Source organism: Evansella halocellulosilytica (assembly GCF_002335745.1).
In the GTDB taxonomy this organism is placed as follows: domain Bacteria; phylum Bacillota; class Bacilli; order Bacillales; family Salisediminibacteriaceae; genus Bacillus_CA; species Bacillus_CA halocellulosilytica.
Genome location: NZ_NIST01000001.1, coordinates 301,712 through 315,113 on the forward strand (window position 1 = coordinate 301,712; position 13,402 = coordinate 315,113).

Annotated in this window: 12 protein-coding genes; all 12 read right to left on the reverse strand. The window is 41.4% G+C overall.

Annotated elements, in window-relative coordinates; all coding sequences use genetic code 11:
• Nucleotides 1-9 precede the first annotated feature (9 nt).
• Nucleotides 10-1,104: a stage II sporulation protein D gene (gene spoIID, locus CD001_RS01350; RefSeq protein WP_096185851.1), complete on the reverse strand. Its 1,095-nt coding sequence runs from the start codon at nt 1,102-1,104 to the stop codon at nt 10-12.
• A gap of 832 nt (nt 1,105-1,936) precedes the next feature.
• The gene (murA, locus tag CD001_RS01355; protein ID WP_096185852.1) at nt 1,937-3,262 is read right to left on the reverse strand and encodes a UDP-N-acetylglucosamine 1-carboxyvinyltransferase; all 1,326 of its coding nucleotides are present in this window, start codon (nt 3,260-3,262) and stop codon (nt 1,937-1,939) included.
• A gap of 32 nt (nt 3,263-3,294) precedes the next feature.
• Nucleotides 3,295-4,086, reverse strand: coding sequence for a YwmB family TATA-box binding protein (locus tag CD001_RS01360; protein ID WP_096185853.1), 792 nt, complete (start codon nt 4,084-4,086; stop codon nt 3,295-3,297).
• 139 nt (nt 4,087-4,225) lie between these two features.
• Nucleotides 4,226-4,459 (reverse strand): DUF1146 family protein, encoded by a 234-nt coding sequence (locus tag CD001_RS01365; protein ID WP_096190449.1) that lies wholly within the window; start codon nt 4,457-4,459, stop codon nt 4,226-4,228.
• A 692-nt stretch (nt 4,460-5,151) separates the two neighbouring features.
• Nucleotides 5,152-6,615 (reverse strand): NADH-quinone oxidoreductase subunit N, encoded by a 1,464-nt coding sequence (locus CD001_RS01370; protein WP_096185854.1) that lies wholly within the window; start codon nt 6,613-6,615, stop codon nt 5,152-5,154.
• A gap of 5 nt (nt 6,616-6,620) precedes the next feature.
• A complete protein-coding gene (locus CD001_RS01375; protein WP_096185855.1) occupies nt 6,621-8,153 on the reverse strand; it encodes a complex I subunit 4 family protein in 1,533 nt (510 codons plus the stop codon).
• On the reverse strand, nt 8,150-10,012 hold the full coding sequence (gene nuoL, locus CD001_RS01380; RefSeq protein WP_096185856.1) for an NADH-quinone oxidoreductase subunit L: 1,863 nt from the start codon (nt 10,010-10,012) through the stop codon (nt 8,150-8,152). The genes CD001_RS01375 and nuoL overlap by 4 nt, the downstream gene beginning before the upstream one ends.
• A gap of 51 nt (nt 10,013-10,063) precedes the next feature.
• The gene (nuoK, locus tag CD001_RS01385) at nt 10,064-10,378 is read right to left on the reverse strand and encodes an NADH-quinone oxidoreductase subunit NuoK (RefSeq protein ID WP_142303532.1); all 315 of its coding nucleotides are present in this window, start codon (nt 10,376-10,378) and stop codon (nt 10,064-10,066) included.
• A complete protein-coding gene (locus tag CD001_RS01390) occupies nt 10,374-10,871 on the reverse strand; it encodes an NADH-quinone oxidoreductase subunit J (protein WP_096185858.1) in 498 nt (165 codons plus the stop codon). Before CD001_RS01390 ends, nuoK begins: the two co-directional genes overlap by 5 nt.
• A complete protein-coding gene (locus CD001_RS01395) occupies nt 10,868-11,323 on the reverse strand; it encodes a NuoI/complex I 23 kDa subunit family protein (protein WP_096185859.1) in 456 nt (151 codons plus the stop codon). Before CD001_RS01395 ends, CD001_RS01390 begins: the two co-directional genes overlap by 4 nt.
• A gap of 4 nt (nt 11,324-11,327) precedes the next feature.
• Complete coding sequence (gene nuoH, locus CD001_RS01400) at nt 11,328-12,287, reverse strand: NADH-quinone oxidoreductase subunit NuoH (protein WP_096185860.1); 960 nt, start codon at nt 12,285-12,287, stop codon at nt 11,328-11,330.
• On the reverse strand, nt 12,287-13,396 hold the full coding sequence (locus tag CD001_RS01405; protein ID WP_096185861.1) for an NADH-quinone oxidoreductase subunit D: 1,110 nt from the start codon (nt 13,394-13,396) through the stop codon (nt 12,287-12,289). Before CD001_RS01405 ends, nuoH begins: the two co-directional genes overlap by 1 nt.
• Nucleotides 13,397-13,402: the final 6 nt, after the last annotated feature.

A 13,402-nucleotide genomic window follows, 5' to 3' on the forward strand; every position in this document is an offset into this window, starting at 1 on the left:
TGCTGGAATCTATTGATTTCCTAAGGCTTGTTGTTCACTGCTTGATTCTTGCTCTTCAGTTTCATCCTCTTCTTCTTCGGACGATCTATTTTGGTGCGCGATAATGAGTCCGAGTACATCTTCTGCTTCTTCTATCTCAACATTTTGGTAGTAATGTAAAATAATCTCTTCATAGTCATAGCCTTCTTTTGCCATCTGATCGGCTCCATATTGGCTCATTCCTACTCCGTGGCCCCAGCCTTTCGTTTCAATACTAATCATATTTCCTTGGCGTTCCCATTGGAAATCACTAGAATCAAGGTCTAGCAAATCTCTCACTTCTCTACCAGTAAATTCAACTCCGCCGATTTCTGCTTTTGCAACACGTCCGCCTGTTGTACGGCTCAAAATTTCCCCAGGTGGACCACTGTCTATCGTGACTTCCAATTTTTGTTCGAATTCTTGCACGGACATCACAGTCTCTCCTTCATAGCGAGGTGAATCAACATCCCAAGGACTTTCTACACTTCTTAAGTATGGAAACTCATTTGACCAATATTCTTCCGAGTTTTCCGTGTAACCATTGCTCGTTGAAAAATAGGCCGCTGTAATCGGTTCTCCGTTATACGTAATGATTTTCCCGCTCGTTTCATATACTGCCTGCTTTACACGAGCCATTTTCCATTCATATTCAGATCCCCATTCTTCATTTAACTCTTCTTCATTTTTAAACACTTGGTGCATGACCGTATCTGTTACATTCGCTCCATCAGGCAAGTTTATATCGCTTCCAGTCGTTAATAGTTGCATAATGTACGTCCTAGCTGTCAGTGCTTGTGCTTTTAATGCATCCATCTCATAAGTAGCTGGCATTTCTGAAGCGACGACGCCAGCTATGTAATCTTCAAACGGAACTTCCTCGATAATTTCTTCTTCAGAGCGAAAAACTGCAATATGCTCTACTTCTTCGGGTTCACCCGTTATGAGCGGAGGCTGCTCATCTGTTTGCTCTGTCTCATAAGTTGTCAGTCCTGGTTCATCATTGGAAAAGCCAACAACTAAAATAGTTGGAACAACGAGTAAAAATATCATTAATAGTAACGCAAAAAAAACAAAGTGCTTCATCTGCTAGTTCTCCTCTCTTCACGGTGCTCATTTAATATTTCTCATCACATATCTATGAACATCTATTACTAGTTAGAACAAAAAGAGAGGATAATATACTAGATTCTTATATATTTAATAGATAGAACCGATCAGCACCTTAAGAACGTGCCAAGACTATAAGCATCAATAGAAACTTACACATATCAATCCATTCAATTCAATTAAATGAATTCACATAATTTATATGTTCAAACTAAGTAGAGTAAAATATAACTCCTTACGAGAACTTAAAATCGAAAAACACTAAAAACACTAAAAATGTAAATAATCCCCATGTGCCTGGCACGTGGGGATTATTGGTAAATTGGTAAATTGGTAAATTGGAGATCATCAAAAAGTGTGGATCTGACCTCCGCTATTTTATTGCACATTGCGCTATGGTATCGCATAGAAATAAATACCACTAAAAAACATAAATATCATACATAAAACCTTTCACGAATGGTTAGATTAAAAAAGATGGCAAACGGGGTCAGATGCTAAATGCTAAGTTCAGAGAAGATGATTACAATCGATGACAGAACAACGACTCCTTACGATTAAAAAGAGCTCCACCACACATACATAATACGTTTGAAGAACACCATACATAACGTATAAAGAGCTTCACTTAATTACATATGAAAGAAAGGGATAAACGATTCACACATAACGACAGCCGCCTTATCAACGGATCACATACTGCCCATGAATGTATTTTCGAAAACAGCATAAAACCCCTTGAGCATCGGCAACTACCTCGATGCTCAAGGGGTTTTCACTAATAAATTATAATACCAGCCGCACTTTATTAAGCAAAGTTCGGATCCATTTTTAGTGGAGAAGGTGCTTCAAGATTCTCAAGCTCCGCTTGCTCCTCTTCGTATACGCGTTCAATGTCGGCGCCTAGATTTTTCAACTTGCCGGCAAAATCAACGTAGCCACGATCAACGTGTTTCAGTTCTGTCACACGTGTGTAACCTTCAGCAACAAGCCCAGCAAGTACTAGAGCTGCACCTGCACGAAGGTCAGTTGCTGCAACTTCTGCACCTTGAAGCTCAGTAGGTCCAGCAATAATAGCTGTTCTACCTTCAATTTTAATGTTCCCATTCATACGGCGAAATTCTTCGACATGCATGAAACGATTTTCAAAAACGGTTTCGGTAATCACACTCGTACCTTCAGCGCATAGCATAAGCGCCATCATCTGTGATTGCATATCAGTTGGAAAACCTGGGTGCGGCATCGTTTTGACGTCTGTCGCCTTCAACTTATCCGGACCGATAACCCGAAGACCATTGCTTTCTTCAATGATAATAACACCCATTTCAGTCATTTTCGCAATCAATGGACGTAAGTGTTCAGGTAAAACATTTTCTACTAATACATTGCCACCAGAAATGGCAGCAGCAATCATAAACGTCCCAGCTTCAATTCGGTCAGGAATTATCGTATGTTCCGCAGCGACGAGTTCCTTCACTCCTTCAATACGGATTGTTCCAGTTCCCGCTCCTCTTACTTTCGCTCCCATTGCATTTAAATAATTCGCAAGGTCGACAATTTCAGGTTCTTCTGCAGCATTTTCAATAATCGTTGTACCCTTTGCCATCGTTGCTGCCATCATAATATTTTCAGTAGCACCAACACTTGGGAAATCTAAATAGATTTTCGCACCATACAATTCATCATCCACTTTCGCTTCGATGAATCCATTCCCGATTTCAACTTTTGCTCCCATTGCTTCGAAGCCTTTTAAGTGCTGATCAATTGGACGGGATCCAATCGCACAGCCCCCAGGCAACGCAATTCGTGCATGACCTTTACGCGCTAAAAGCGGTCCCATGACTAAGAATGATGCTCTCATTTTTCGAACATACTCAAATGGTGCTTCAACGTGCAAGTCACCTTCTGCACAAACAGAAAACTGACCGTTTTCATATGTGACATCCGTATTTAAATTTCTTAAAACTTCGCTGATCGTGTATACATCAGCAAGTGGCGGTACATCATATATTGTGCTCTTCCCTTTGCTGGCCAAAATGGATGCAGCGATGACCGGCAAAACGGCATTTTTAGCTCCTTCGACTCGGACAGTGCCGTTTAAGCGCCTGCCACCGCGGACGATGATTTTTTCCAAAGTATTCCCCTCCGCGTCCATATTCTATATTATTAATATTCAGTCGTAATTATTGGTGTGCCAATTGTAACGGTTGTTTCTCCGCCCAATCGTGTTTTTTGTGTTCGTAATGCGACTTGTAAGTTCATCGATTCACCATTCGTTTCGATTGACTTCCCCCAAAGAGGAGTATAAGCTGACAATGAAACGAACGAATCTTCGTGCAGTTCTTCAACTAAATCTGCTTGAAAAGCTTCGACAATATGTTGGCCTGTTTCATAAACATCATGGTCATCTCCTGCAACCTTCCCTTCAATCCTTAGAAAGATATCTGATGGATCGATTAGCGAAAGGATCGATTGGTTCGTATTGAACAGACTGGAGAACGCGGTTTCCCAATCAGGCATAGGTATAAACGAAGCTTCATAAATAGCATATGTTTCATATTGATGATTCGTATCGTCTGAAAAAACATGAATGGTGACTTTTTCTTGATAAGGTGAGGATGAATCATTAGCTGAGTAACCTTTCCACGACTCGTGGTTAGCATCTTCATCCATTTCCCATTTGAAGTTTCCGTTCATGTGCATCCACTCTTGTATATGCCGGTCCATTTCATCTTTAGAAGAAAAATCTTTATTATGTGTACGACCATATATATGAATGCGTTGATTACGAATATTTAGTTCGTCTGTTTTTTTATCGATGTGCTGTATGACTTGAAGTGGTTCTTCTGTTACATCAGTTGTTACTGAACGCGCTTCACTTTCGTGTGTTGCCGTCCAAACGATTACGATAACGATACTGCCAAAAAGTAGAAATGCTGTTAACCATTGTTTCCCCATATCGTCTCTCCCCTTTATCGTTTAAGAACTTAAACGATACTTCTTACTAGCATTGTTACCTTATGGGAGACAGACATACATGGAAGTATCCACTAAATGCTGACAATATGCGACTTAAATCGATGTTAACACGATGATCTTAAAACAAGTGTCTTAGCATCATTGACCAGTTTAAGTAATTCAACAAGAAACTACTTACTAAGTGCGTGATACTAAGTGTCAAGAGGACCATGAATGCTTTTGCCTTAACTCCGTCCGGCTGTTTCATAAAAAGATCAAACTTAAAGGACTGGATAGACCACCAGACGATAACAAGTACTAATAAATTTACTAAGATGCTTAGCAACGCCTGCTGCCCCATTGACTCGAGCATTTCCATAACCCCTCCACATTCATTCGTAACAGCTCTGCTTCTTACGACGTTCGATATTTACCCTTATGTTTATTTATTATCAATTCAGACTGTCCGTATAGATGTCTGACCTCAAATGAATAAACGGGCACAAATTTAATAATACCTAAAAATGAAAAAAAAAGCTATATGTGATTCCCTTTTATTTGTAGGTATTTTGACCTAATTGTCGTAAATTTCGAGCTTGTTCCCCACTCTGTCGAATAAGCTCATATTTACCTTTTATACATGACCTATCACTTGAATCAAGACGATAAACCTATATTTTTGTTTACCTGCAAAAATCTTTCATTTCACAAAAAAGGACTTACCCTTGATTCAAGTACTTTCCACCATTTTTTGATTCAAAACATCATTTCTTTAGTCCATCAGCAAAAAACACGTTTTTCGCCTGGAACTAAAAGGATATAAAACAAGATTCATTCGCATGATTTGCAATAAAGAGCCTCCCTAATGAGCGGAAAAGAATCGACGATACAAACGACTTGACGACTTATTTTTAAGATACCTGTCTTTCATATCGTATGCTCCCTATTCACTTGCGCTTTCCTTTAAGCATAATTTTCAGCCAAAAAAAAGCCTCCACCTCGCTAAATAGTGCGTACAGTGGAGACTTTTTCTGTCCGTTATCCCATCTTGAAATAATTTCAAGGTTACATGAACATCGCCATCCAGTTTATATCGTTAAAGAAGTTTAGTAACAAATTCGGCAATACGCCAAGTATAATTGTGCCTGCAAGAGACACTGTCACAACTGCTGATAAACTGAAAGGAACATTCAATTCACTCCTCTGATCATCTTTCGGTCCCCTCATAAACATATGCTTGATAATCCCAAAGTAATAGTAAAAAGAAATAATACTTGTGACGATCATGATGACAGCGAGCCAAAGCATATCAGCTGTCACTGCCCCTTGAAGGATATACACCTTTCCGAAGAATCCTGCAGTTAGCGGCAAACCACCGAGCGACACAAGAAATGTGGTCATCGCAACAGCCATGTATGGCGACCGTTGGTACAATCCCGAGAAGCTAGTAATATCTTCATTTCCGGCTTCCTCAGTCACAATCGTAATGATTGCAAAGGCACCTAACGTCATGAGGACATAAGCAGCTGCGTAGAAGGCAACCATACTAAATGTCCCGCTGACCGTTGCTACCGCAGCAATCGGCACAAGAATATATCCTGCTTGAGCGATCCCTGAATATGCCATCAGACGTTTCACATTTCTTTGTGTTAAGGCAATAAAGTTACCGACAATCATCGTTAATGCGGCGAGTACGGCAAAAACAAATGCCCATTCGTCATATACAGTTCCGAACCCAACGAAAAATACTCGTAAAATGATCCCAAATGCGGCCAGCTTGGAAACTACCGTTAAAAATGCAGTCACAGGAGTTGGAGCTCCCTCGTATACATCTGGTGCCCACATATGGAATGGTACGATTGATATTTTAAAGCCAAATCCTGCTAGCATAAACAGCAAGCTAAGCGTCATCATAAGTGTATACTCTTCAAATAACGCTGGCATCACTTCACCAATTTCCACAAGGCTAGTCGTGCCAGTGAGACCATAAACGAAAGACATTCCGTATAAAATAAACGCGGAGGCAGCTCCCCCTAAGATGACATATTTCAAAGCTGCTTCTGTTGATTTCTTTTTATATTTTTTAAAGCCTGCTAAACAGTAAGAAGAAATACTCAACAGCTCAAGACCGATAAATAACGTAATTAAATCGGCAGAAGAAACCATGATCATCGTCCCTAATGCTGCAAAGAGCATTAGCGAATAGTATTCTCCTTGATATACGTCGTCATGCAAGTCTAAGTAGTACATACTGATCGCAATGACGAAGGCTACCCCTAAGAGCAGGATGACTTTAAAGACCATCGCATAGGCATCGACGTAAAACATATCCGCGATGCTTGCGGATTGATTATTTGTAAAAATAACAAGGACGATCGTCACGAACAAGGAAAGGATACTTAATCGGCCAATAAAAGCTTTATTGCCCTTTATTCCCGTCATGAAATCGATTGTGAATATCACGAGTGCTAATGTTGCTAAAACAATTTCCGGAGTCATTAAAGACCAGTTGGCATCAAAAGCTGACATTGTCTTTAACCCCCTATCCTCGACACGAAGTCGATTACTGTAATGTTTATGACGTCACTTAAAAGGTTCGGGTAAACACCAATTAATAAGCTGAACAATAACAATCCGACCATCGGAACGTACTCGAACGGTCTTGCATCCTGGAGACTTTTAAATTTTTCATCGAGCTGCCCGAACGTTGTCCGCTGCATCGCCCATAGAAGATACGCAGCTGTCAAAATGATCCCAATTGCTGCAATCACACCGATGACGGTTGCAGCCGGAATGAAATCACTCGATGCTCCAAATATGCCAATAAAGGCTAACAATTCACTAACAAACCCTGAAAGGCCAGGAAGTCCAACAGATGCCATCGCTGCAGCTAACATAAAACCTGCAAGTATTGGTACGGTTTTGGAAAGACCTCCGAGTTCTGAAATTGTCCTCGTTTTCGTCCGTTCATAAATCGCCCCAACCATGAAGAAGAGAAGCGCAGAGATAAAACCGTGCGAAACGAGCTGGAAGATTGCCCCTTGCATTCCTGATACAGTGACCGAAGCAGCTCCGAGTAAAACGATTCCCATGTGACTAATACTCGAAAATGCGACGAGCCGTTTTAAATCGGTTTGAACGAGCGCTAAAAACGCCCCGTAAATGATATTAATAACCCCTAGTATCGCGATAAGTGTTGCAAACCTCGCCGCTTGATCAGGTAAAATTCCGAAACCAATTCTGAGTAAACCGTACCCTCCCATTTTTAGTAACACACCGGCTAAAATCATACTAGCTGCCGTCGGTGCTTCCACGTGTGCATTCGGAAGCCACGTATGGAATGGAAAAATCGGCAATTTAATCGCAAATGCGATAAACAGTGTTAAAAATAATCCACCTTTAAAGGCTGCTGTTAACGCTTCCGGGTTAGCAGGATCTGCATAGATTTCCGCTAATCGGATCATGCTGAACGATGTTTCATTGAAAAACATTGCCTCTGCACCTTTTAAGTACATCGCAATAAACGCAATGAACATGATCGCACTTCCGAGCCCTGTATAAACGAGAAACTTAAAAGAAGCATATTCCCTTCCTTTTCCACCCCAAATGCCGATAATGAAAAACATCGGAATGAGCGTTAATTCGAAAAACAAGAAAAAGAGGAACAAATCAAGTGAAACGAATACACCGAGCATTCCGGTAAACAAAATTAATGTCCAAACGTAAAACTCTTTTACTCTCTCTTTCATTGAAAAGGAAGCAAAGATAGACAATGTTGTTACGATTGTCGTTAACACGAGAAGCGGCATTGAGAGTCCATCGACGCCCATTTCATAGTTTAACTGAAGAAACCCAATATCGATCCATGGAACAAATTGTTCAAATTGCAGTCCGCTTACTCCTCTATCAAACCCGCTCCAAATCATTAGCGATAAAACGAGCGCTGCGACACCAGCTCCAGCTGCTAGGGAACGAATGACATTTTCATTTTCCCGTGGAATGGTTAGTATGAGTAATGCTACTGCCATCGGTAAAAAAACAAGCCAGGTTAAAATATTCGGGATCATCCTAAATACCCCCTAAACACGAAGGCGAGAGCAATGATCGCAATTCCTCCGATTATCGTCACAAGACCGTACGTTTGCAGCTGACCGTTATGACGTTTTCCAAACGTCTTGCCAGTACTCCGAGTTGAGCGGCCGACAAAGTTGACAATCGCATCAATTAAATGACGATCAATATCCCACATTAGCCTTCCAACTGAAACAGTCGGTCTCACAAACACGTGTAAATACAATTCATCCATATAATATTTATTTAAAAGCAATCGATGAACAGCTGGCAGTTTTCTTGATAATACTTCTGGTGAGATAGCCCCTCTTGCATACATCGCCCATGCAAGGGCAATCCCTAAGCCTGCGACGACGATCGAGAGAATCGCTAACCATAATTCACCGTGAGGCTGACTGCCGAGAGCCATTCCTTCTATTAAAAATCCTTCTAAAGCGTGACCGGTAAATGGTGCATTGATAAGTCCTGCACCGATTGCGAGAATCGCTAAAACGGTTAACGGAACGGTCATCCATTTCGTGTTTTCATGTGGCTCATGATCACCTCTAAATTCACCAATAAAGACTTTGAAAAATAATCTAAACATATAGAAGGCTGTCATAAATGCCGTTATGACCGCGATCGTAAACAAAAATGGATCTCCGTTTAACCATGCTGATGCGAGAATTTCCTCTTTACTCCAAAACCCTGCAAGCGGGAATATACCTGCAATTGCCAGGGCACCTATTAAAAAGGTAACTGACGTTATTTTCATCCGTCTCCATAGTCCGCCCATTTCACGAATATCTTGACGGTGATGGAGTGCATAGATAACACTTCCAGCTCCAAGAAAAAGTAATGCTTTAAAGAACGCGTGAGTCATTAAGTGGAACAGTCCTGCAACATAACCTGCTGTTCCTAATGCCAACATCATAAACCCAAGCTGACTGATCGTTGAATAAGCTAATATTCGTTTTATATCCGTATTCACTAACGCAATCGTAGCTGCAAAAATAGCGGTGACTGCCCCGGTATAAGCAACGATCGTCAATGCTGTACTTGATGCAAGAAACAGAGGATACATCACTCCTACTAAATAAACACCGGCTGCAACCATCGTCGCTGCATGGATCAGTGCACTGACAGGAGTTGGACCTTCCATCGCATCCGGAAGCCAGACGTGGAGCGGGAACTGTGCTGATTTCCCTACTGCCCCTAAAAAGATACAAATGGCAATAATCGTAACCATTGTGTCTGTCACGAGTCCTGCTTCAACGGCAGCAAACACTTCTCCGTATTCAAAGCTGCCAGTCGCATTAAATAAGAGAACAAGACCGATAAGGAGACCGACATCACCAATTCTCGTCGTTAAAAATGCTTTTTTCGCCGCCGATGCTGCTTCTGGTTTAAAGTACCAGAAACCAACTAGCAAATAGGAACAGAGCCCAACGAGTTCCCAGAAAATAAACAATTGTAAAATGTTTGGTGCTAGCACGAGGCCGAGCATCGAGAATGAAAACAAACCTAAGTAACCGTAAAAAACGTGAATGCGATTATCTTCATTCATATATTCCTTTGAAAAAATATGGACGACTAAACTGACGAGAGTGACGACGATCAGCATCATCGCATTTAACGGTGTCACTTCATACCCCATCGTCACGGTGCTGCTACCGAAAGTCAGCCATTCGATGACATATGTGTAGGTTTCTCCGCCAATCCGTTCAAACAGTACGAATACTGATAGAATGAATGAGAGAGCCAAGGCTGTTATCCCGACATAGGAAGCATGTTTCTTTAAGAATCTTCCAAAGAACAGCAGGATGATGAAGGCGATTAGCGGAAAGACCGGTATTAACCAGGCATTTTGTATCATACCATCACCTTTTCTTCATTTAGTCTCTTAAAAGAGGTTGTTCAACTACCATTACCATCGCAATAAATCGTGTTTAATGATATCAATCGAATGTCGATTGCGATAAAGCGCGATGAGGATCGCTAATCCGACTGCTGCTTCAGCAGCTGCAACCGTTATCACAAACAACGTAAATACTTGCCCTGTAATGTTGGCAAATGGACCGATGCTTGAAAACGCAATTAAATTGATGTTAACGGAATTTAGCATAAGCTCGATACAAACTAAAACGATGACTAAATGTCGTCTTGTCAGCACACCGTACAAGCCAATGCAGAATAGGACTGCTCCGAGTGCTAAAAACAATGAAATAGGCACCATGCTAATCCGCCTCCTTCCGTGCGATCACAATCGCTCCAACAAGGGCGGCTGTTAATAAGAAACCAACAGCTAAAAAGGCGATCAAATAGTTGCCATACAAGACAAGACCTAGTTGTTCAGCCGTTCCAACGTAATGCTCTTCATTCGCCGGCAGGTCCATTCCTAAGATCCCATACAGCAACACACCTAATAACCCTGTAACACCGATAAAACTGATTGCTTTATGAGCTTTTCGTGGATCACCTGCAAACTGAACATTACGGTGATCGGTCATCATCATCCCGAATATAAACAGGATCGTAATAGCCCCTACATAAACCATAATTTGGATGATCCCAATAAATTCGGCACGAAGCAGGAAGTATATTCCCGCTACTGCTAAAAAGCTAAAAGCCATTGATACTAATCGATGAGAAATCTTTTTTAGAGCGATAATAAAGACAGCTCCTGTTATTGCAGCTATTGCTAATATGAGAAAAATAATCATGTGTGCATTCACTTCCCGTCACCTCTTCCTTCAGGTTCAGGTACGGGATCAGATTCTTCATAGTAGCCGTAAACATGATTATCTGTCAGCCACTTAATATCTTTAAAATGCTCTGATCGGTTAAATCCGCACAAGTTGTCATATCTGGCTGTCATGACAATCGCATCTGTCGGACATACTTCTGTGCAAAAATCGCATAATATACAGCCTTGAAAATCAATATTATACGTATCAATCACTTTTTTCTTCGGATTCTCCTCACTTTTCTTCCCGGTTAACGTAATGACATCTGTCGGGCATACTTTTACACATAAGTCACAGACAATACATTTATCCGGAAAAAAGCGGTGAATACCTCTGAATCGTTCGGGCATGATCACCTTTTCATCTGGGTATTGGATGGTGAACTTCTTTTTTCTAAAATAGTTCAGTGTTACACCGAAACCTTTAAGTAATCGAAACATTTTATCACCCCATCCACACTTTAATAATCGAGGTTATGACGATATTTAATAACGCTAACGGGATGAGCACCTTCCAGCCAAATTTCATCAAGTGGTCTACTCGTGCACGAGGTAACGTTGCACGTAGCCAGTACCAGATGAACATGAAGATACACATCTTGAGCAAGAACCAGACAATCCCTGGTAAAAATGCAGGTCCCAGCCATCCTCCGAAAAATAGAACGGTTGCTAATGCTGATATTGCAATCGCATATGTGTACTCAGCAAGCATAAAGAACGCAAACCGGAAGCCTGAATATTCGGTATGATATCCTGAAACAAGCTCAGACTCTGCTTCAGGCAAGTCAAATGGTGAACGGTTTAATTCTGCAATTGAAGAAATCATATAGACGATAAACGCTAATATTTGAGGAACAATGAACCATACGCCCATCGATTCCTGATAAAAGACAATGTCCCTTAAATTGAGTGACCCTGCAATAATGACAACCCCTAATACTGATAAAACAAGCGGGATTTCATAACTAACCATTTGGGCGACTCCACGAATGGACCCTAATAACGAATATTTGTTATTTGAACTCCAGCCACCTGTCAATACTCCTAGCATTGTAATGGAGGAAAAACCTAAAAAGTATAATAAGCCAATATTTAAATCAGCCGCATAGATGTTTTCACTCCAAGGTATAACTGCAAGCACGGCAAATGCCGGTGTAAACGCAATGACAGGTGCCATGACGAATATTTTTCGATCGGCCACGTGAGGAACGACATCTTCTTTCATTAACAATTTCGAGACGTCAGCAATCGTTTGAAACATCCCCCACGGTCCATGTCGGTTCGGCCCGACCCTCACTTGCATATATCCAATAACTTTGCGTTCAAACAAAATCGCATACGTTACAGCTCCAAGTAAGGCAAATAGAACGATGACCGCGTAAAGGATCATCCAAAGTAGCTCCATTACGCATCAACCTCCCCGAGTACAACGTCGAGACTTCCGAATATCGCGACAAGGTTTTGTATCGACTCTCCTACTAATATTTGCTGCAAGATCGACACGTTGACAAAGGATGGTCTGCGCAACTTGACGCGATGTGGTTTCGTTTTTCCATTACTAATCACGTAAACGCCAATTTCCCCTTTAGAAGCTTCACAACGGGTGTACGCTTCCCCTGCAGGCGGCTTAATCATCATAATTCGTTTGCCTTTTTTATGAATGATTTCTCCTTCCGGGAACTGTTCACATGCCTGTTCAATAATTTTCAAAGACTCATGCATTTCAGCAATTCTTACTTTATACCTTGCGAATACATCTCCTTCCTCGCGAGTAGGTATATCGAAATCAAACCGGTCGTATATCGAATATGGCTCTGTTTTTCTCAGGTCTAATTTAACTCCGCTCCCCCGGGCAATCGGACCTGATAGCCCCCAATTAATGACATCTTCTTTTGCTAATTTCCCTACACCAATCGTTCTCGCTTGGAAAATTTCATTTCCAGTTACGAGCCTGTCGTATTCATGAATATTTTCCCGGACCTCTTTAACTGTTTCTTTTACTTTATCGATCCAGCCATCTGGTGCATCCCACTTCACACCGCCGATCCGCATATAGTTGAATGTCATCCGTGCTCCGCTAATTTCATTTAATCTGTCTAATATGAGGTCTCGGTCTCTAAATGCATAAAGAAACGGACTTAATGCGCCGATATCCAACAAATATGTTCCCCACCAAACGAGGTGGCTGGCAATTCGGTTTAATTCAATCGTAATGACTCTTAAATACTCTGCTCGCTCAGGAATCTCCCACCCGAGCAGCTTTTCAACTCCGGCACAATAAATATAGTTATTCGACATCGCATTTAAATAGTCGAGCCTGTCAGTGTAAGGGATAAATTGTGAATAGATAAACCCTTCTGCAAGCTTTTCAGAACCGCGATGTAAGTACCCCATGATCGGCTCTGCCTTGCGGATCGTTTCGCCATCGACCTTAAGCTGCAGCCGGAAGACACCATGCGTACTAGGGTGTTGCGGACCCATGTTCAGCGTCATTTCTTCAGTTTTAATAGACATATGAAT

Coding starts and splice junctions, on each gene's coding strand:
- CD001_RS01405 (WP_096185861.1), bottom strand. CDS start 13,396: ATGTCTATTAAAACTGAAGAAATGACGCTGAACATGGGTCCGCAACAC.
- CD001_RS01375 (WP_096185855.1), bottom strand. CDS start 8,153: ATGATCCCGAATATTTTAACCTGGCTTGTTTTTTTACCGATGGCAGTA.
- CD001_RS01395 (WP_096185859.1), bottom strand. CDS start 11,323: ATGTTTCGATTACTTAAAGGTTTCGGTGTAACACTGAACTATTTTAGA.
- CD001_RS01370 (WP_096185854.1), bottom strand. CDS start 6,615: ATGTCAGCTTTTGATGCCAACTGGTCTTTAATGACTCCGGAAATTGTT.
- CD001_RS01360 (WP_096185853.1), bottom strand. CDS start 4,086: ATGGGGAAACAATGGTTAACAGCATTTCTACTTTTTGGCAGTATCGTT.
- nuoL (WP_096185856.1), bottom strand. CDS start 10,012: ATGATACAAAATGCCTGGTTAATACCGGTCTTTCCGCTAATCGCCTTC.
- CD001_RS01365 (WP_096190449.1), bottom strand. CDS start 4,459: ATGCTCGAGTCAATGGGGCAGCAGGCGTTGCTAAGCATCTTAGTAAAT.
- nuoH (WP_096185860.1), bottom strand. CDS start 12,287: ATGGAGCTACTTTGGATGATCCTTTACGCGGTCATCGTTCTATTTGCC.
- spoIID (WP_096185851.1), bottom strand. CDS start 1,104: ATGAAGCACTTTGTTTTTTTTGCGTTACTATTAATGATATTTTTACTC.